This is a genomic window from Streptomyces sp. 3-6 (assembly GCF_056323165.1).
Genome location: NZ_JBWHZP010000005.1, coordinates 229910 through 248657, shown reverse-complemented (window position 1 = coordinate 248657; position 18748 = coordinate 229910). Strand labels below are relative to the sequence as shown.

Annotated in this window: 14 protein-coding genes; 6 read left to right on the top strand and 8 right to left on the bottom strand. The window is 75.7% G+C overall.

The genetic code is table 11. The annotated features are described in order from the left end of the window. Nucleotides 1-438: 438 nt before the first annotated feature. Together AC02VZ_RS10280 and AC02VZ_RS10275 are read left to right on the top strand one after the other, a co-directional pair. On the top strand, nucleotides 439-3225 hold the full coding sequence (locus tag AC02VZ_RS10280) for an SNF2-related protein (RefSeq protein ID WP_476475203.1): 2787 nt from the start codon (nucleotides 439-441) through the stop codon (nucleotides 3223-3225). Continuing rightward, entirely contained in the window at nucleotides 3222-4526 is a 1305-nt protein-coding gene (locus AC02VZ_RS10275; RefSeq protein WP_476475202.1) for an SWF or SNF family helicase, read from the top strand. Before AC02VZ_RS10280 ends, AC02VZ_RS10275 begins: the two co-directional genes overlap by 4 nt. 214 nt (nucleotides 4527-4740) lie before the next feature. On the opposite strand, the gene AC02VZ_RS10270 is transcribed toward AC02VZ_RS10275, so the two are convergent. Both AC02VZ_RS10270 and xylA read right to left on the bottom strand, forming a co-directional pair. Further along, nucleotides 4741-5058 (bottom strand): hypothetical protein, encoded by a 318-nt coding sequence (locus tag AC02VZ_RS10270; RefSeq protein ID WP_432053798.1) that lies wholly within the window; start codon nucleotides 5056-5058, stop codon nucleotides 4741-4743. A gap of 980 nt (nucleotides 5059-6038) precedes the next feature. Next, nucleotides 6039-7205, bottom strand: a complete 1167-nt coding sequence (gene xylA / locus AC02VZ_RS10265) for a xylose isomerase (RefSeq protein ID WP_432053797.1) — start codon at nucleotides 7203-7205, stop codon at nucleotides 6039-6041. 122 nt (nucleotides 7206-7327) lie between these two features. On the opposite strand from xylA, the gene xylB reads away from it, so the two are divergent. The 3 genes from xylB (at nucleotide 7328) to AC02VZ_RS10250 (ending at nucleotide 11934) form a co-directional block, all read left to right on the top strand. Further along, entirely contained in the window at nucleotides 7328-8779 is a 1452-nt protein-coding gene (xylB, locus tag AC02VZ_RS10260; RefSeq protein WP_432053796.1) for a xylulokinase, read from the top strand. A 281-nt stretch (nucleotides 8780-9060) separates the two neighbouring features. Continuing rightward, complete coding sequence (locus AC02VZ_RS10255; protein WP_476475201.1) at nucleotides 9061-10272, top strand: ROK family protein; 1212 nt, start codon at nucleotides 9061-9063, stop codon at nucleotides 10270-10272. 420 nt (nucleotides 10273-10692) lie between these two features. Next, nucleotides 10693-11934, top strand: coding sequence for a phosphodiester glycosidase family protein (locus tag AC02VZ_RS10250; protein WP_432053794.1), 1242 nt, complete (start codon nucleotides 10693-10695; stop codon nucleotides 11932-11934). 28 nt (nucleotides 11935-11962) lie between these two features. Here the strand turns inward: AC02VZ_RS10250 and AC02VZ_RS10245 are convergent, their stop codons facing one another. The 6 genes from AC02VZ_RS10245 to AC02VZ_RS10220 form a co-directional block, all read right to left on the bottom strand. After that, complete coding sequence (locus AC02VZ_RS10245; protein WP_164333472.1) at nucleotides 11963-12157, bottom strand: hypothetical protein; 195 nt, start codon at nucleotides 12155-12157, stop codon at nucleotides 11963-11965. 104 nt (nucleotides 12158-12261) lie between these two features. Continuing rightward, nucleotides 12262-13125, bottom strand: coding sequence for a phosphatidylinositol-specific phospholipase C/glycerophosphodiester phosphodiesterase family protein (locus tag AC02VZ_RS10240; protein WP_432053793.1), 864 nt, complete (start codon nucleotides 13123-13125; stop codon nucleotides 12262-12264). 390 nt (nucleotides 13126-13515) lie between these two features. Beyond that, nucleotides 13516-14589 carry an acyl-CoA dehydrogenase family protein gene (locus tag AC02VZ_RS10235; protein ID WP_476475200.1) on the bottom strand — a complete coding sequence of 358 codons (1074 nt, stop codon included), beginning with the start codon at nucleotides 14587-14589 and terminating at the stop codon, nucleotides 13516-13518. After that, nucleotides 14586-15797 (bottom strand): acyl-CoA dehydrogenase family protein, encoded by a 1212-nt coding sequence (locus AC02VZ_RS10230; protein ID WP_476475199.1) that lies wholly within the window; start codon nucleotides 15795-15797, stop codon nucleotides 14586-14588. The genes AC02VZ_RS10235 and AC02VZ_RS10230 overlap by 4 nt, the downstream gene beginning before the upstream one ends. Next, nucleotides 15794-16774 (bottom strand): NADPH:quinone oxidoreductase family protein, encoded by a 981-nt coding sequence (locus tag AC02VZ_RS10225; RefSeq protein ID WP_432053790.1) that lies wholly within the window; start codon nucleotides 16772-16774, stop codon nucleotides 15794-15796. The genes AC02VZ_RS10230 and AC02VZ_RS10225 overlap by 4 nt, the downstream gene beginning before the upstream one ends. A gap of 212 nt (nucleotides 16775-16986) precedes the next feature. Beyond that, entirely contained in the window at nucleotides 16987-17574 is a 588-nt protein-coding gene (locus AC02VZ_RS10220; protein WP_476475198.1) for a helix-turn-helix domain-containing protein, read from the bottom strand. A gap of 78 nt (nucleotides 17575-17652) precedes the next feature. Between AC02VZ_RS10220 and AC02VZ_RS10215 the strand changes: the two genes are divergently transcribed. Further along, nucleotides 17653-18597 (top strand): NAD(P)/FAD-dependent oxidoreductase, encoded by a 945-nt coding sequence (locus AC02VZ_RS10215; RefSeq protein ID WP_476475197.1) that lies wholly within the window; start codon nucleotides 17653-17655, stop codon nucleotides 18595-18597. Nucleotides 18598-18748: the final 151 nt, after the last annotated feature.

The window sequence follows — 18748 nt, the reverse complement described above, 5'->3', positions numbered from 1 at the left end:
GTCCCAGCCACCCGAAGACCGCCCCGCCTCGTCCCGGCGACCCGGCGACCCGGCGCCCTGCGGGCGACGCACCCCGAACGCCCCACATCACCATCACGGACCCCGCGCCGGCCGGGACCGCACCCCCGCCCCGGAGCGCGGTGTATCCTCGGCGACCCGGCTCCCACTAGTCAAACTTGAGGACTCACCATCACCGCAGACGCCGCACCGGTCTCCCCGTCGTCCTCCGGTCCTTTCGCACCCGCCTGTCATTCCGCCCTGTTCCTGCCCGGCACTCCCGCCCGCACCGGCCGGTTCGCCTTCTGGTGCCCGGGCTGTCACAGCTGCTCCGACGCCCCCGAGGGGTCTCAGGGACCGGAGGGGCCCCACGGCGTACCGGCGGCGTACGGAGCGACGGTCGAGGACATCACGGTCGCCGTTCCCCGGGACACCGGCATCATGCTGGTCCGTCTTCCTGCCGTACTGGTGCCCGTCCGCACGGCGCTGCCGATCCTCACCCGCGCGCGGACCGGCGGGGACGGGAACGGCTACCGGGACGGAGACGGGGCCCGGCTCCCGTCCCGGTCCACGCTGTTCTGGGGATCCGCCGCCGTGCACGCCCTGCACCTGGTGGCACGCGGTCTGCTGCTGCCCGGGCTGACCGCCGACGACGAGGATGCCTGGCGGATCGGCCCCCTGGGCGCGGACGATCTCGAGGCGCTGAGCCGGCTGGCAGCCGCGATGCCGCCCGAGGCGCACGCCGCGCCGCTGGACGGCGCCGCTCCTCCCCGCCTGCCCGAGCCCGGGCACCTGCTGCGCGCCTTCCTCGACGCGGTCGCCGACTCCCTGCCCCGCTCCCCCGCCGCTCGCCTGGTCACCGGCAGTCCCGCCTACGCCGTGCCGGAGCCCCAGCACCTGCCCGAGCTGCGCGCCTGGGCCGCCGATGTCGCCGCGGGGCACGACGCGGGCGTCCGGCTGTCGCTGCGGATCGAGCTCCGCCACCCGGCACCGGAGTCGCCGGACCTCGCGGTAAACACCGCCGCCCGCGCTCCCGGCGACGTCCCCGGCGGAGGTGCCGGCACCCACGGCGCCGACCCTGACGAGGCCCCCGACGACGTCACCGTCCGGGCCGTGCTCCAGGTGCACAGCGTGAGCGACCCGGCGCTCGTCGCCGACGCCGCCGACGTGTGGACCGGGGCGTCGTCCGGCGCCGCCGTCGGCCGCCGGGCCACGCACGACACGCTGCTCGCCCTGCGCCGCGCCTGCCGGGCCTGGCCACCGCTGTCGCCGCTGCTGTCGGCCGCCGTACCGGACGCGGTCGACCTGGCCGACGAGGACGTCACCGACCTGCTCGGGGACGGCGCCCGCGCGCTGGCCGGCGCGGGGGTCGAGGTGCACTGGCCGAAGGAGGTGACCCGCGGTCCGACCGCGCGGGCGCGGATCGGTCCCCCCGCCGGGGCCCCGGCGGCCGGCACCGGTGCGGGGCCGCCGCTCCTGTCGGCGGACATGCTGCTCTCCTTCGACTGGTGGATGGCCCCCGGTGACGAGCGGCGGCTCACCCGCGACGAGCTGGACCGGCTCGCCGAGGCGCGCCGGCCCGTCGTCCGGCTGCGCGACCGGTGGGTCCTGGTCGACCCCCGCTCCGTGCGGCGCGCCCGCGCGAGCCGGGACCGCGAGGTCGCTCCCCTCGACGCGCTCGGCGCGGCCCTCACCGGATCGATGGAGGTGGACGGCCGGCGGATCGAGGTGCGTCCCACCGGCCGGCTCGCGACACTCCGGGACCGGATCGCGGACCCGGCCGCCCATGACCCCGTGGAGCCGCCGGCCGCGCTCGCCGCCACCCTGCGTGACTACCAGCGGCGCGGCCTGACGTGGCTGGCGCGGACGACCTCACTGGGACTGGGCTGCTGCCTCGCCGACGACATGGGGCTGGGCAAGACGGTCACCCTGATCGCCCTGCACCTGCACCGGCAGACCGATCCCGAGAGCGCGGGCCCCACTCTCGTGGTCTGCCCGGCCTCGCTGACGGGCAACTGGCAGCGGGAGATCGAGCGGTTCGCGCCGGGCACCCCGGTGCGCCGCTTCCACGGCCCCCGGCGCGCCCTGGACGACCTCGCCGACGACGAATTCGTCCTCACCACGTACGGCACCATGCGCCTGGACGCGGAACGGCTGGCCGCCGTCGACTGGGGCCTGGTCGTGGCCGACGAGGCCCAGCACGTCAAGAACCCCCACGCGTCGACGGCACGCCGGCTGCGGACCATCGGGGCACGGGCCCGGGTCGCCCTCACCGGCACGCCGGTGGAGAACAACCTGTCCGAGCTGTGGGCCGTCCTCGACTGGACGACGCCCGGGCTGCTGGGCCCGCTCCCCGCGTTCCGCAGGCGGTACGCGGACGCCGTCGAGGGCGGGCAGGACCCGGCCGCGGCGGACCGGCTGGCCCGGCTGGTGCGGCCCTTCCTGCTGCGCCGCCGCAAGACGGACCCGGGCATCGCGCCGGAACTGCCGCCCAAGACGGAGACCGACCACGCCGTGTCGCTCACCGAGGAGCAGGCGGCCCTGTACGAAGCGGTGGTGCGCGAGGCCCTGGAGGAGATCTCCGGAGCGGACGGCATGGAGCGGCGCGGCATGATCGTGAAGCTGCTGACCGGGCTGAAGCAGATCTGCAACCACCCCGCGCAGTTCCTGAAGGAGGACCGTCCGGTGCTCACGGGCCGCTCCGGGAAGCTGGACCTGCTCGACGAACTCCTCTCCACCGTCCTCGCCGAGGGGGCGGGCGTCCTGGTCTTCACCCAGTACGTGCGGATGGCCCGGCTCCTGGAGCGGCATCTGGCCGCGCGGGGAGTGCCGACGCTGCTCCTGCACGGCGGCACGCCGGTCACCGCGCGCGACGCGCTGGTGCGGCGCTTCCAGGACGGCGAAGTGCCGGTGTTCCTGCTGTCGTTGAAGGCCGCGGGTACGGGACTGAACCTCACCCGGGCCGAGCACGTCGTGCACTACGACCGCTGGTGGAACCCGGCCGTCGAGGCCCAGGCGACCGACCGCGCGTACCGCATCGGGCAGACGCGGCCCGTGCAGGTGCACCGGATCGTCACCGAGGGGACGGTCGAGGACCGGATCGCCGCGTTGCTGCGGCGCAAGCAGGAGTTGGCCGACGCCGTGCTGGGCTCGGGCGAGGCCGCGCTGACGGAGCTGACGGACGCGGAGCTGACGGATCTGGTGGAACTGCGGGAGGAGCTGCGATGAGCCGGTACGACGGTAGCCGGTACGACGGTGCGGACACCGAACCGGTACGCACGTTCGCGGCGCTGCCGCCCGCGCACGGGCGGGCCTTCACCCGGTCGTGGTGGGGCCGGGCGTGGGTGTCCGCCCTGGAGGCGACGGCACTGGACGCCGGGCAGGTGAAGGCGGGGCGCCGGCTCGCACGGTCCGGGGCGGTCGGCGCGGTGTCGGTGCGACCGGGCCGGCTGACGGCCGTGGTCCGGGAGCGGGACGGAACCGCCCACCGCGCGGACGTGCTGGTACGGGAGCTGTCCGACGAGCAGTGGGACCGCTTCGTGTCGATGGCCGCGGCGCGGTCCGGGCACGTGGCCGCGCTGCTCGACCGGGAGGTGCCGACACATCTGGTGGAGGACGCCGAACTGGCGGGCGTGGACCTGCTGCCCGGACTCGGCGAGCTGGAGGCGGCGTGCGACTGCGGGGCGTGGGACCACTGCGGGCACACGGCGGCGCTGTGCTATCAGGTGGCGCGGCTGCTGGACGAGGATCCCTTCGTGCTGTTGCTGCTCCGGGGGCGAGACGAACCCACCCTGCTCGAAGCATTGCGGGCGGAGAACACCGCCCCCGCCGCGCGGGCCGACAGCGCACCGGAGGGGGTGGACGCGGCCGACGCGTACGCGACCGGGCACATCCTGCCGCCGCTCCCGGACCCGCCTGCGCTCCCCGACGCCCCGGGGTCACCGCCGTCCCTGGACACGGAGACCGCACCGGCGGCCGGCGTCGATCCACGGGCCCTGGAGTTCCTCGCGGCACGGACCGCCGCGCACGCCCACCGGCTGCTCGCGGAGGCGCTCCGGGGCGGGCACGCGCTTCGGCCGGCGCCTGCGGAACCGACGGCGGCCCAGGACGCGGTGCGCCTGGCGGCCGGGGACCCTCCGCCCCCGGTGGCGGCCCGTCTCGCCGAAGGGTCGGGGCGGGACCGGGCGGGGCTGGCGACGGCCGTGGCGGCCTGGCGGCTGGGCGGGGCGGAGGCCCTGGCCGTCCTGGAGGAGGAGTGGACCGTCGAGGGCGGGACGGCCGCCCGCGCGCGGGAGGCCCTCGACACGGCCTGGGAGGAGCACGAACGGCCCGTGCTGCGCGCCCGCGCGAACCGGTGGACGGTCGTCGGGTCGCCCCTCCAACTGCGCCTGGACCGGGCCGGGCGCTGGTGGCCGTACAGGGAGCAGGACGGCCGCTGGATCCCCGCGGGGGACGCCGACCGGGATCCGGCGACGGCCCTGGCCACCGCCGAGCGGGCGGCCGACGACGACCGGGAGGGCCGGACCTGACGCTCGGGCCTCCCGGCCCGGTCCCGATGGAATCAACGGACGGGGCTGGGTTACGGAATACGGAACCGGGAACAGGCATGGCCGCTACCGGGACCCCGGACCGGGGCTGGGCCGTACCGGGACCCAGGACCGGGGGCAGGGCGTACCGGGACCCGGGACCCGGGACCGGAAGCGGGACCCGAGACTGGTCCGGGGCCGTGACCGGGGCAGGCTGCTACTCCGGGGCGGGCAGCAGTGACTCCAGGCCGCTCGGGAGGTTGCTGGGCAGACCACTCGGCAGCTCCGTCGGGAAACCGGACGGCAGCTCGGTGGGCAGTTCCGACGGCAGTTCGGTGGGCAGCCCGGACGGCAGCCGGCTCTCCAGGCCGCTCGGCAGCTCGGACGGGATGCCGAGCGACGGGTCCGGGGAGCCCCGGGTGCCCGTGCTGCTCTCACCCGGCTCCCGCTCCGGACCGTCATCGCCGTCCGTGGCCATGAACACCAGCAGCGACACGGCGGCGACGCCCACCATGACGGCGAGCAGGATCAGCACGAGTCTGCGCCCTCCGCCGGGTCCTCGCCCGGGACCGCCGGAACCGTCGTCGTACGGCTGCTCCGGCGGACCGGGAGGACCAGGCGGGCCGGGCGGCGGGGCCCCGCCGTCGGAAGGCGGCCCGCCGTAGGAGGGAGGCCCGCCGTAGGAAGGAGGCCCGCCGTAGGAGGGCGGACCGCCCCGGGAAGGTGGCCCGGAGCCACCGCCCGGCGGGGGCGTGTCGTCCGGCGGGCCGGAGGGCGGCTGGGGCGGTACGGGAGGCATGGCCATACCTGTCATCGTCGCCGCCGCGACGCCCGGGAGCGAGGGTTTCGCACGGCGTGGACGGAGTTGACGGACACTCGGGGCGCGTGCGCCGGCTGCCCGGCCTGCCCGTGCCGACCCCACGTGCGCGGGCGCCGCCGGTAGGGCCGCGCGCGCCCTCTGCCCCGGCGCGGACACGGCCACCCCGCGCCGAGGACAACGTGAGAACAACAGGGTGTCGGTCCCGGACTGCTCGGCCGTTGCCTGGCGTTGATGCGCCGCCGTCCGGAAGCAGAGGGGAGCGGGCCGGAGCGGGGAGAACCTGACGGGATGATCGCTCCTGCCTGTGCGCCGATTCACGACCGCGGGGCCGGGTACCAGTTCCCGCCCGGGACCGGGCGGGGCCGACCCGAGCCGACCAAGCCGATCCTGTCCGGTCGGTCAAGCCCGGACCGGGCCGGATCACCCGCTCCCGGCAGGACCGGACCGGATCACCCGCCCCCGGCAGGACCCGACGCACCTCGACCGCGATCACCCGTCCCCGCGCCCGTCCCGGCCGAGCGGCCCACCGCACGTGTCCGTGGGTGACCGTGAGTGAGAAGCCGCACGGGGCGGTGGGCAAGCGCGGGACGGAGCCCTGAGCGGACCACCGCACGTGGCCGCGGACGCGTCGCCGTGGCCGCACGTGAACCGTGTACGGGGCGCCGCGCCGCCGCCGCGCGGCGCCCTCCGGGGGCTCAGCCCCGGGCGCCCAGCAGGTGGTCCATCGCCAGCTGGTCCAGACGCTCGAACGCCATGCCGCGCGCCCCCGCCGCCTCGGGGTCGAAGTCCTCGAAGGCGGACCGGTCGTCGAGCAGGGCCCGCAGCCCGTCGGCGGCGGTCGGTTCGGCCAGCTGGTCCAGGCGGGACGCGCGCAGCGCCTCCTGGACCTCCGGGTCGGCGCGGAAGGCGGCGGCGCGGTCCTTGAGGATCAGGTAGTTGCGCATGCAGCCGGCCGCGGACGCCCACACGCCGTCCAGGTCCTCGGTGCGCGGCGGCTTGAAGTCGAAGTGCCGCGGGCCGCTGTAGCCGGCCGACTCCAGCAGGTCCACCAGCCAGAACGCGGCCCGCAGGTCGCCGGCGCCGAAGCGGAGGTCCTGGTCGTACTTGATGCCGGACTGGCCGTTGAGGTCGATGTGGAACAGCTTGTCCGCCCACAGCGCCTGCGCGATGCCGTGCGGGAAGTTCAGCCCGGCCATCTGCTCGTGGCCGACCTCCGGGTTGACACCGAACAGCTCCGGGCGCTCCAGCTTCTCGATGAACGCCAGGGCGTGGCCGACGGTGGGCAGGAGGATGTCGCCGCGCGGCTCGTTGGGCTTGGGCTCCAGGGCGAAGCGGAGGTCGTAGCCCTGCTCGGTCACGTACTCGGCGAGCAGGTCGAAGGCCTCCTTCATGCGGTCCAGGGCGACCCGCACGTCCTTGGCGGCGCCCGACTCGGCGCCCTCGCGGCCGCCCCAGGCGACGTAGACCTGCGCGCCGAGCTCGACCGCGAGGTCGATGTTGCGGATGGTCTTGCGCAGCGCGTAGCGGCGTACGTCCCGGTCGTTGGCGGTGAAGGCGCCGTCCTTGAAGACCGGGTGGGTGAAGAGGTTGGTGGTGGCCATCGGCACCTTCATGCCGGTGGCGTCCAGCGCCTGCCGGAAGCGCTTGATGTGCCCCTCCCGCTCGCTGTCGCTCGCGCCGAACGGGATCAGGTCGTCGTCGTGGAAGGTGACGCCGTGGGCACCCAGTTCGGCCAGGCGCCGTACCGACTCGGCGGGGTCGAGGGCACGCCGGGTGGCGTCACCGAAGGGGTCCCGTCCCTGCCAGCCGACGGTCCACAGGCCGAAGGTGAACCTGTCCTCGGGGGTGGGCTGGTAGCTCATACCGCGGCTCCTTGCTCGCTGAGGCAACGCCGAGACTATTTCGTCATGGCGGTTTACAAATTAGTATGCGGGAGCATTCCTGGGAAGAGTCACCCGCCGAGCCGCGGAAGAGGGAGTTACCGATGTCAGCAGCCGAGGGTCCGCTCGTCGTCGGCGTGGACACGTCCACGCAGTCCACCAAGGCGCTGGTCGTCGACGTGGCCACCGGCAGGATCGTGGCGAGCGGCCAGGCCCCGCACACGGTGACCACGGGGGCCGGCCGGGAGAGCGACCCGCGTCAGTGGTGGGACGCCCTGGTCGAGGCGCTGAGCCAGTGCGGGCAGCCCGCGCACGAGGCCGCCGCGGTCTCCGTCGGCGGCCAGCAGCACGGTCTGGTGACCCTCGACGCCCACGGGGAGCCGGTGCGCCCGGCGCTGCTGTGGAACGACGTGCGGTCGGCGCCGCAGGCCCGGCGGCTCACCGAGGAGATGGGCGGCGCCGAGAACTGGGCGGAGCGCACGGGCAGCGTGCCCACCGCGTCCTTCACGGTCACCAAGTGGGCCTGGCTCGCCGAGCACGAGCCCGACGCGGTGCGGGCCACCAGGGCCGTGCGGCTGCCCCACGACTACCTCACCGAGCGGCTCACCGGGCAGGGCACGACCGACCGCGGCGACGCCTCCGGCACCGGCTGGTGGTCCTCCGGCAGCGAGGCGTACGACGAGGAGATCCTCGCCCACGTGGGGCTCGACCCGGCGCTGCTGCCCCGCGTGGTGCGGCCCGGCGAGGTGGCCGGAACCGTGCGCGACGGCCACGGCCTGCCGTTCTCCAAGGGCACCCTGGTCGCCTGCGGCACCGGCGACAACGCGGCCGCCGCCCTGGGGCTCGGCGTGCGGCCCGGGGTGCCGGTGATGAGTCTGGGCACCTCGGGCACCGTGTACGCGGTCTCGCGGCGGCGGACGGCGGACCCGACCGGCACGGTCGCCGGTTTCGCCGACGCACGGGGCGACTGGCTGCCGCTGGCCTGCACCCTCAACTGCACGCTCGCCGTGGACCGGGTCGCCGCGCTGCTGGGCTTGGACCGGGAGGCGGTGGAGCCCGGCCGGGGCGTGACGTTCCTGCCGTTCCTGGACGGTGAGCGGACCCCCAACCTCCCGAACGCCTCGGGGCTCCTGCACGGCCTGCGGCACGACACCACCGGCGGTCAACTGCTCCAGGCCGCCTACGACGGAGCCGTGCACTCCCTGCTGGGCGCCCTCGACCTGGTGCTGGAGGAGGACGCGGACCCGTCGGCGCCGCTGCTGCTGATCGGCGGCGGGGCCCGGGGCAGGGCCTGGCAGCAGACCGTACGGCGGCTGTCCGGGCGGCCGGTGCAGGTGCCGGAGGCCAAGGAACTGGTGGCGCTCGGTGCCGCGGCCCAGGCGGCCGGCCTGCTCACCGGGGAGGACCCGGCCGCGGTCGCCCGCCGTTGGAACACGACGGCGGGGCCGGTGCTGGAGGCCGTGGAACGGGACGAGGAGGCCCTGGCCCGGATCTCCGGGGTACTCTCCGACGCGGCCCCGCTCCTGGACGCCGACCACGGCAAGCGGACCGGCTGACGGACACGCTGGCCTGACGGACGTATGGGCCTGGCGACCACGTCACGCCGCGTCCGTCACCCGACGGCACGCCACGCGGGGCGCGTCACCCGTGGCACGCCGCCCGCCCGCCGCACATGCCCGTCCCGCCGGACCGGCGCCGCGCGCGGCGGAACCGCAGGCGCGTCGCACCCACGATCCGCGGGCGGCACCCACCGGAGCCCCGAGCCACGCCCCGCAAACCGTCCGCCACCCGCCCGTCACCGCGCGCGACGGCGCCACGACCGAGGACTGACTCACGCATGACCGCACCACCGCACCGGACCCGCGCGAGCGGCCCCGGGACCGCGCTGCCCGACACCCAGCAGGGCATGCGCCGCCGCAACCTCTCCCGCGTGCTGCACACCGTGCGCGCCGAGGGCCCGCTGTCCCGGGCCGCCGTCGCCTCCCGCATCGGCCTCACCCGGGCGGCGGTGTCCACCCTCGTCGACGAGTTGATCCGCTCCGGGCTCCTGGACGAGCTGGGCCCCGAGCGGCCCGGCCGGGTCGGCCGTCCCGGGTCGGCGCTCGCCGTCAGCGGCCGGGGCCCCGCCGGGATCGGTGCCGAGGTCGGTGTGGACCACCTGGCGGTGTGCGCGGTCGACCTGCGGGGCGAGGTCCGGGCACGCACCGTGCGGCAGGCGCCGAACCGGGGCCGTTCCCCCGAAGAGGTGCTCGGGGAGCTCGCCGGGGTGATAGGCCGGGTCATCGCCGAGGCCGAGGGCCAGGGCCTGTGGCCGGCCGGGCTCGCCGTGGCCGTGCCGGGTCTGGTCGCGCGCGACGCCCGCACCGTCGTGCGGGCACCGAACCTGGGCTGGCAGGACACCGACCTGGCCGCCCTGCTGCCGGAGCGGTTGCCGCTCACGGTGGCCAACGAGGCGAACTTCGGTGCGCTCGCCGAGCTGTGGCTCGGTGAGGACACCCCACGCGACTTCCTCCACGTGTCCGCCGAGATCGGCATCGGCGCCGCCCTCGTCGTGGACGGCCGCCTGTTGCACGGCAACCGCGGCTTCGCGGGCGAGCTGGGCCACGTGCCCGTCCATCCGGACGGGCCGGAGTGCCCCTGCGGCGGGCGCGGCTGCCTGGAGCAGTACGCGGGCGAGGATGCGGTGCTGCGCGCGGCCGGTCTGGCGCCGGGCGAGGACCGGGTCGGTCTGCTCGCGGGCCGCGCCGACCGGGGCGACACCGCCGTCCGGCGGGCACTGCACGACGCGGGCACGGCGCTCGGCATCGCGCTCACCGGAGCCGTGAACCTGCTCGACCCCGAGTCGGTCGTGCTGGGCGGCGCGCTCGCCGGACTCGCCCCGTGGCTGCTCCCGTCACTGCGCGCGGAGCTGGCCGGCCGCACGGCGGGCCCCGCGTGCCCGGTCACCGTCTCGCCGCTGGGCCCGGAAGGCCCCCTGCTCGGGGCGGCCCACTCGGTGGTGCGGTCCGTGCTCGACGACCCGGCGGGCGTGACCGCCCGCACGGCCTGACCCGACGTCGACGGCCTGACGTGGCGTCGACGGGCGGTCGACGGGCTGACCTGACATCGGCAAACGGCGGACGGCCCGCGCCCCTTCACGGAACCTTCGCGCAGCGAACGACGGACGCTCGGCGGCCCGGTGGCTCGGTGGCTCGGTGGCTCGGTGGCTCGGCCAAAGACAGTCGACCAGCGGTCGACCGGCGGAACCGGCCGTCGGCGGCGAACGATCGGCCGTCCCGTCGGTTCCGGTCTGCCGTTCCGTCGGGTGTCCGGTCAGACCGTCCCGTCGGCCGTCCGCTCGCACCCCCACCCGAGTGCCTTTCCCCGCCGTTGCCGTGCCGAGCGTGTCCCGCCCCCCGTCGGCTCCCCCGACCTGGTGGACTGCCCCCTGTCCTGGGACAGTTGACGCGACATCAGGGGGCGGGTGCCGGTGAGACCTCGTGGCGGGCGGTTCGGGGCGGGCAGGCCGGTCCTCACGGTGCTCACGGCCCTCGGGCTGCTGGCCGGGGCGGGTCTGGCCGGGGCGCCGCCCGCCGAGGCCCTGCGGGCGGGGGCGGTCGACGTCGCGCCGGGCGTCACGTACCGGGAGTTCGACCTCCCGGCCGCGCACGGAACGGCGCACGCGCACCTCCTCACCGTCGACCTGCGTGATCCGCGCGTGCGGGTCGGCCTGCTGCACCCGGGCGCGGTGGCCGCGCGGGCCCGGGTGTCGCTGATGGCGGACCTGCGGGGCGCCGTCGCCGGGATCAACGGGGACTTCTTCAACCTCACCGAGACCCAGCACCCCGGGGTCGCGGCGACCGGCGCGAGCGTGGGGCCGGCGGTCGCGGACGGACGGGCGATGAAGGCGGCGGTCCCGGACGGGCAGCGGTTCGGCCCGGCGCTGCCGCCGGGCACGACGGCCGAGGACGTGTTCGGGGTGGGCGTGGACCGGCGGGCCCGCAGGGACCGGCTCACCCTGGACGGCTCGGTCCGCACCCCGACGGCCCGGCTGCCGCTCGGCGGGCTCAACCAGTACGCGCTGCCCGTCGGGTCCGTCGGGGCGTTCACGCAGGCGTGGGGCAGCGTGTCCCGGGTGCGCGCCACCTGCGGCACGGACACCGACCGGGCCGCCCCGTGCAGCACCGACACGCACGAGGTGACGGTGCGCGGCGGACGGGTCGTGTCCGTCTCCGGCACGCCGGGGAGCGGCCCGGTCGCGCCGGGCACCACAGTGCTGCTGGGGCGTGAGGAGGGGGCTCGCCACCTGCGGGCACTGAACGTCGGTGACCGGGTCCGGGTGAGGCACCGGCTGGTTCCGGCGGTGAGCCGCGTCCCGTACCGCCTGGCCGTCGGGGGCTACCCCGTGCTGGCGGGCGGGCTGCCGCTGCCGGGGCTGGACGACACCGCCTCGGCGGTGCGCACGGCGGTGGGCACCGCGGGCGGCGGCCGGCGTCTGCTGCTGCTCGCGCTGGACGGCGCGCCCGAGCACCGCGCCGGGCTGACCGTCGCGGAACTCGCCGCCGCGCTGCGGGACCTGGGAGCCGTCGACGGCTTCAACCTGGACGGCGGCGGTTCGTCGACGCTGGTCGCCCGTGCCCCCGGGGCGTCCGCCGTCTCCGTGCTGAACCGTCCCACCGGGGGTGCCGAGCGTCCGGTGCCCAACGGGATCGGGGTCTTCGCCACGGGCTGACACCGGCCCGCCCGCAGCGGAGCGTGCGTCAGGGCCGCAGGCTGCCGACGATGTCGGCGGTGGCCGTCAGCCCGCTGTGGATCGTCGGGGCGATGTTCGTGCCGGCCAGGTAGAACCCGAGCAGCAGACAGACCAGCGCGTGGGAGACCTTCAGGCCGCCGTTGCGCAGGAAGATCACCGCCAGGACCGCCAGGAGCAGCACCACAGAGATGGAAACGGCCATCGTCAACCTCCTCCGCCACGTCCGCTTTCGTGGCGTTCGGCCGCAAGTGTGGCGTAGCGGAGGGTTCGTCCGGGTGGCTGAGGTGTCCGCCGAACGTGTGGTGTCTACCGGGGGCGGTAGCGGTCGAGGAAGGACCGCAGGCCCGCGAGGTCGTCGGTGTTGAGGTGGTCCACTCCGGCGTCGGCGAGGGCACGCCACAGCGCGTCGCGGGCGGGGCCGGGCTGGTCCGGGGTGGCCCAGAACCGCACGCGCCGGCCGCGCGTGTGCGCGGCGTGGACGATCGCGCGCAGCCTGCGCCGCTCGGCCGCCGGGAAGGGTCCGGTCCCCTGCCAGGTGAAGTGCAGGTTCCAGTTGTCGCTGATCAGCGGGATGAAGGAGGCGGGGGCACGACCGTCGAGGTCGCTCAGCCGGCCGTCGTAGAAGGCGTGCCGCACCCGCTGTGCCGCCAGGGGTTCCCGGGCCCCGCGGTCTCCGGACACGACGGCGGTGACCGGGCCGGGCAGGACCCTGCCGTGCGCGAAGGTGGTGAACAGGTGCCGGTGGCGGCGCAGTCGGCGGTGCAGGGCGTGGTAGGTGGACGCGCCCTCGGTCTTGAGGTCGATGAGCAGCTGGAACGGCCTGTGGTGCCCGCGGTGGACGGAGCCGCCCTGGGCGCGGACCCGGGCGGCGAGCGGTTCGAGGTAGAGGGATTCCAGGGTGCGGGACGGATCGAGGTCCTCGGGGTCGTGGGCGACGAGGAGCCGGCCGTCGACGAGGAAGACGTCGGCCTCGACGCTGCCGAAGCGGTGGTCGAGGGCGTCGAACAGGGGGCGCGGGTGCTCGTAGTCGTTGTGGGCGTGGGCGCGCCACAACGGGCGTGGACGGTGCCGGTGTTCGCCGGCCAGCGCCTGGCCGGCGGGCAGGGCGACGCCGGCGGCGACGGCCGCGCCGAGGGTGGTGAGGGCTCTGCGACGGGTGGTGAGGTGCATGCTCCGCCTCCCGGGGAGTTCCGTACCGGACCCGGCGAGTATGGAGCCCACGGAGCGTCAGGAGGCAGGTGCGGGCGAGGAGTTGGCTGAACGTCCCCGGGCTGTTCACCTGTGCGGGCCGCGCGGTGAGCGGGCGGGCGAGGAGGGCGGGGTGGACGACGGACGCACCCCGCCCCAGCCGCCGCTCGGCGGTCGGTGCGCCGTGCGCCGTGCGGACCCCCGCGGTTCATGCGGACCCCCGCGGACCCCGCAGACCCCCGCGGACCGTGGATCCACGGAGGTGGACCCGCCTCCGACACATGGACCGGACCCACCCCCGCGAGGGGCGGGCCCGGTCCGTGTGCGGGGCGGCCGGCCGGGCACAGGGGCGAACGGCCGGCCGGGGGTCGGTCAGGGGGCCGGCAGGTCCACCAGCCCGGCCAGGGCCTCCCGGTGGGCCCCCGCCGTGCCGAGGGCGAGCGCGTCGGCCTTGGCGCGCTTCAGACGCAGGTGCGCCGGGTGCTCCCAGGTCATGCCGATGCCCCCGTGCAGTTGCAGCGCCTCCTCGGCCGCGTGCACGGCCGTCGGCGCGGCGTACGCCTGGGCGACGGCGACCGCCACGTCGGTGTCCTCCCCGGTGGCCAGGGCGTCGGCGGCGTTGCGGGCGGCGGCGCGGAGACCGGCCACCTCCAGCCAGAGCTGGGCGAGCCGGTGCTTGAGCGCCTGGAACCCGCCGACCGGGCGGTTGAACTGCGTGCGTTCCTTGAGGTACCGCACGGTGTCGGTCAGTGCCCCGTCGGCGAGGCCGAGCTGTTCGGAGGCGAGCAGGCCGGCTCCGGCGCGCAGGGCGCGGCGCACAGCGGGTGCCGCGTCGCCGAGGCGGCGGCCCGGCGCACCGTCCAGGACGACGGTGGCCACCGGCCGGGTCGCGTCGAGGGAGACCTGCGGGGTGACGGTCGCGGCGGTGGCCTCGACGGCGTACAGGCCGCCGTCGTCGGCGGGGACCAGCAGCACGTCGGCCGCGGAGGCGTCGGCGACCCCGGTGACCTCGCCGGTGAGCCGGCCGTCCGCGGCGCGCACGGTGCGGTGGGTGCCGCCGGGCGGGACGTGCAGGGCGACCGCGAGCGCGGCGGTCACGGTGGCGGACGCCAGCTGCCTCAGCAGGTCGTCGGCGCCGCACTCCAGCAGGGCTTCGGTGGCGACGACGGCGCTGGTCAGGTACGGGACCGGGGCGACGGCCCGTCCCAGTTCCTCCAGGACGACGGCGGCCTCGCGGTGGGTGGCGCCCTGACCGTCCAGTTCCTCGGGGATCAGCAGGCCGGCCAGGCCGATGTCCTGGGCGAGGGCCTTCCACAGGGCGGGGTCGTGCGGGGTGGCCGACTCGGTGCGGGCGATGACGTCCGCCGGGTCGCAGCGGTCGGTGAGCAGGTCGCGGACGGCGGCGCGCAGCGCCTCCTCCTCCTGCGTGTACAGCAGGTCGCTCATCGGGCCAGGTCCTTCCAGGCGACGTCCTTGTCGGTGCGCGGCTCGGGCGGCAGTCCCAGGACGCGCTCGGCGACGATGTTCAGCAGGACCTCGCTGGTCCCGCCCTCGATGCTGTTGCCCTTGGCCCGCAGATAGCGGTACCCGGCTCCGCGTCCGGTGAAGTCGACGTGCTCGGGGCGGCGCATGGTCCAGTCGTCGTACAACAGGCCTTCCTCGCCGAGGAGTTCCACTTCCAGGCCGCTGATCTCCTGGTTGAGGCGGGCGAAGTTGAGCTTCATGCCGGCGCCCTCGGGGCCGGGCTGGCCGGCGGCGAGCTGCTGGCGCAGGCGTTCGCCGGTGAGCCGGGCGACCTCGGCGTCGACCCAGAGGGTGAGCAGCCGCTGGTGCAGGTCGTGGGTGCGCAGGTCGGGCCGCTCGCGCCAGGTGCGCGCGGCCGGGCCGATCATGCCGCCCTCGCGGGGCAGCCGCATGCCGCCGATGGCGACGCGTTCGTTGTTCAGCGTGGTCTGGGCGACCCGCCAGCCGTCCCCGGTCTCCCCCAGGCGGTGGGCGTCGGGGATGCGGACGTCGGTCAGGAAGACCTCGTTGAACTCGGCCTCGCCGGTGATCTGGCGCAGCGGGCGGACCTCGACGCCGGGGTCGGTCATGTCGCAGAGGAAGTAGGTGATGCCGCGGTGCTTGGGCACGTCCGGGTCGGTCCGGGCGATGAGGATGGCCCAGCGGGCCAGGTGGGCGCTGGACGTCCACACCTTCTGCCCGTTGACGACCCAGGTGTCGCCGTCGCGGACGGCGCGGGTGCCGAGGGCGGCCAGGTCGGAGCCGGCGCCCGGCTCGCTGAACAGCTGGCACCACACCTCCTCGCCGGTCCACAGGGGGCGCAGGAAGCGGCGTTTCTGGTCGTCGGTGCCGTACTGGAGGATGGTCGGCGCGGCCATGCCGAGGCCGATGCCGATGCGCCGGGGGTCGTTGTCGGGAGCGCCGGCGGCCTCCAGTTCGGCGTCCACGACGGCCTGGAGGGCGCGGGGGGCGCCGAGACCGCCGAGGCCCTGGGGGTAGTGCACCCAGGCGAGTCCGGCGTCGAAGCGGGCGCGGAGGAAGTCGAGGCGGGCGGCGCGGGCCGCCTCGGTGCCGTCGGCCGGGATGCGGGCGGGGGGGTGCGCGGCCAGGAAGTCCCGGGTGCGGCGGCGCAGTTCGGCGGCGTGGGTCATGCCGCTGCTCCTTCCGTCGAGGGCGAGGGCAGCACGGCGACCCGTCCGGTGGTGACGCCGTCGGCGACCCGCTGCACGGCGGCCGCCGCCCCGGTGAGGGGGACGCGCTCGCTGACCAGGGGCTTGATCGCGCCCCGGGCGGCCAGGCCGGTGAGCTGCTCGTGGCAGTGCTGGACCAGCTTGGGGTTCCTGGTGTTGTACAGGCCCCAGTGCAGTCCGAGGATGGAGTAGTTCTTCACCAGGGCGTGGTTCAGGCCCGGGCTGGGGATCGTGCCGCTGGCGAAGCCGACGACGACGATCCGGCCCTCGAAGGCGACGACCTTGGTGGACTGGGTGTAGGCGGGGCCGCCGACCGGGTCGTAGATCACGTCGGCGCCGCGGCCGTCGGTGGCCTCCTTGACGGCGGCGATGACGTCCTGCTCGCGCCGGTCGACGACGACGTCGCAGCCGAGCCCGCGCGCGACCTCGGCCTTCTCCGCGCCGCCGACCACGCCGATGACGGTGGCTCCGGCGGCCTTGCCGAGCTGGACGGCCGCGCTGCCGACGCCGCCCGCCGCGGCGTGCACCAGCAGGGTCTCCCCGGCCTCCAGACGGGCCCGGCGGTGCAGGCCGAACCACCCGGTCTGGTAGCCGATGTGCAGGGCGGCGGCCTCGGCGTCGTCGAGGGTGTCGGGGGCCGGCAGCAGCGCGGCGGTGTCCGCGAGGGCGTACTCGGCGAAGCCGCCGTGCGGCAGGGCCGGGGTGGCGAGCACGCGACGGCCGTCCTCCGTCTCGCCGCAGATCTCCACGCCGGGGGTGAAGGGCAGCGGCGGCCGGACCTGGTAGTGGCCCCGGCACATCAGCGCGTCGGGGAAGTTGATGTTGGCGGCGCGGACCTTCAGCAGCACCTGGCCGTCCCCGGGCGTCGGTATCGCCGTGTCCGTCAGGCGCATCACCTCGCCCGGCTCGCCCAGCTCGTGTACCTGCCATGCCTGCATACGGAGCCTCCACGGGGTGCGTCGTCGTGTTCCCCTGACCGGGTCCACCGCATACTAAGCGGTCGCTTGCCGGGTGGGAACCGTCCGGTGCCGGTCCGGTGCCGCCCGGACACCGTTGCCGCCGGTCACACGCCCTCCGGACGGACCCTCACCGGTGTCCGCCCCGGTCCCCTGCCCTCCGGACCAGACCCTCACGGGTGTCCGCCGCCCGGTCACGCGCCCTTCGGGCGGGCCCGGACGTGCATCCGCTCACCCTGCGGGCCGAACAGGCTGAGGAACTCCACCGGCCCCTCCCCCGTCGAGCCGAACCAGTGCGGCACCCGGGTGTCGAACTCGGCCGCCTCCCCCGCCGTCAGCACCACGTCGTGCTCGCCGAGCACCAGCCGCAGCCGGCCGGACAGCACGTACAGCCACTCGTAGCCCTCGTGGGTGCGCGGCTCCGGTTCCAGCGTCCGCTGCGGTTCCAGCACCTTGTAGGCCTGGAGGCCACCGGGCTGGCGGGTGAGGGGCCAGTGGGTGCGCCCGCCCCACACGATCGGCCGGGACCGCACCCGCGGGTCACCCACCGGCGGCGCGCCCACCAGTTCGTCCAGCGGCACCTGATGGGCCTGCGCGATCGGCAGGAGCAGTTCCAGACTGGGCCGGCGCAGGCCCGACTCCAGGCGGGAGAGGGTGCTGACCGAGATGCCCGTCGCCTCCGACAGCGCGGCCAGCGTCACCTCCCGGTCCTTCCTGATCCGCCGCAGCCGGGGACCCACTTCCGAGAGAACGTCGTCCGTATTCGTGGAATCCATACTCATGGAATCCATTGCAGAATCGGCAAAGTTGTTTGTCAATCCCGCAGGATCGGCGGAAGGTCGGTCGTGGAGGTGGTCACCATGACCGAGACACACGCACACACGAGCCACGACGTGGTCGTCGTCGGGGGCGGCGCGGCCGGCCTGTCCGCCGCGCTGGTGCTGGGCCGGGCCCGGCTGCGCACCCTGGTGGTGGACGCCGGCGAACCCCGCAACGCGCCGTCGTCCCACCTGCAGGGGTACCTCTCCCGGGACGGCATGGCCCCCGCGGACTTCCTGGCCGTCGGCCGTGAGGAGATCGCCCGCTACGGCGTCCAACTGGCCGAGGACCGGGTGACGGACGTGACCCGGGACGACGGCTTCACCGTCACCCTGGCCGGCGGTGGCACCGCCCGGGCCCGGCGGCTGGTCGTCGCGACGGGACTGAAGGACGAGCTGCCCGAGGTCCCCGGCGTCGCCGAGCGGTTCGGACGGGACGTGCTGCACTGCCCCTTCTGCCACGGCTGGGAGGTGCGGGACCGGGCCTTCGGCGTGCTGGCGTCCAGCGCGGCGAGCGTGCACCAGGCGCTGCTGGTCTCGCGCTGGTCGAAGGACGTGACCCTCTTCCCGCACACGGTCGCGGAGGCGGACCTGTCCGACCTCGACCTGCGCCGCCTGGCCGCGGCCGGGGTCGACGTGGTGCCGGGCGAGGTCGCCGCACTGGTGGTCGAGGACGACCGGCTCACCGGCGTCCGGCTCGCCGACGGGTCCGTGCACGCCCGCGAGGTGCTCTTCGTCGGCCCGCGCCCGCTGCCGCGGACGGGACTGCTGGAGCGGCTGGGGGCCGATCTGGAGGAGACCCCGTTCGGCGCGTACCCGGTGGTCGACGCGACGGGCCTGACGTCGGTGCCGGGGGTGTGGGCGGCGGGCAACGCGATCGGCTTCTCCGAGCAGGTGATCCACGCGGCGAGCGGCGGCTACCGCGCGGCGGCGGCGATCGTCGGCGACCTCCTCATGGAGGACCTGGACGCGGCGGTCACGCCGTAGGGCGACCGGTCGCCGGGCGTGTCCACCGCCGTCCCGGCGCCGGTCCCTCGCGGGGACGCGCGCCCACCGAGGACGCGTCACGCGGCGTCCGCACCCGACGCCGCGCGGCCGGAGTGCGCAGAACCCCCGCACGTTCCGGCCCGGTCCGGGT

Coding starts and splice junctions, on each gene's coding strand:
- AC02VZ_RS10280 (WP_476475203.1), top strand. CDS start 439: ATGCTGGTCCGTCTTCCTGCCGTACTGGTGCCCGTCCGCACGGCGCTG.
- AC02VZ_RS10275 (WP_476475202.1), top strand. CDS start 3,222: ATGAGCCGGTACGACGGTAGCCGGTACGACGGTGCGGACACCGAACCG.
- xylA (WP_432053797.1), bottom strand. CDS start 7,205: ATGAGCTACCAGCCCACCCCCGAGGACAGGTTCACCTTCGGCCTGTGG.
- xylB (WP_432053796.1), top strand. CDS start 7,328: ATGTCAGCAGCCGAGGGTCCGCTCGTCGTCGGCGTGGACACGTCCACG.
- AC02VZ_RS10255 (WP_476475201.1), top strand. CDS start 9,061: ATGACCGCACCACCGCACCGGACCCGCGCGAGCGGCCCCGGGACCGCG.
- AC02VZ_RS10245 (WP_164333472.1), bottom strand. CDS start 12,157: ATGGCCGTTTCCATCTCTGTGGTGCTGCTCCTGGCGGTCCTGGCGGTG.
- AC02VZ_RS10240 (WP_432053793.1), bottom strand. CDS start 13,125: ATGCACCTCACCACCCGTCGCAGAGCCCTCACCACCCTCGGCGCGGCC.
- AC02VZ_RS10235 (WP_476475200.1), bottom strand. CDS start 14,589: ATGAGCGACCTGCTGTACACGCAGGAGGAGGAGGCGCTGCGCGCCGCC.
- AC02VZ_RS10230 (WP_476475199.1), bottom strand. CDS start 15,797: ATGACCCACGCCGCCGAACTGCGCCGCCGCACCCGGGACTTCCTGGCC.
- AC02VZ_RS10225 (WP_432053790.1), bottom strand. CDS start 16,774: ATGCAGGCATGGCAGGTACACGAGCTGGGCGAGCCGGGCGAGGTGATG.
- AC02VZ_RS10220 (WP_476475198.1), bottom strand. CDS start 17,574: ATGAGTATGGATTCCACGAATACGGACGACGTTCTCTCGGAAGTGGGT.
- AC02VZ_RS10215 (WP_476475197.1), top strand. CDS start 17,653: ATGACCGAGACACACGCACACACGAGCCACGACGTGGTCGTCGTCGGG.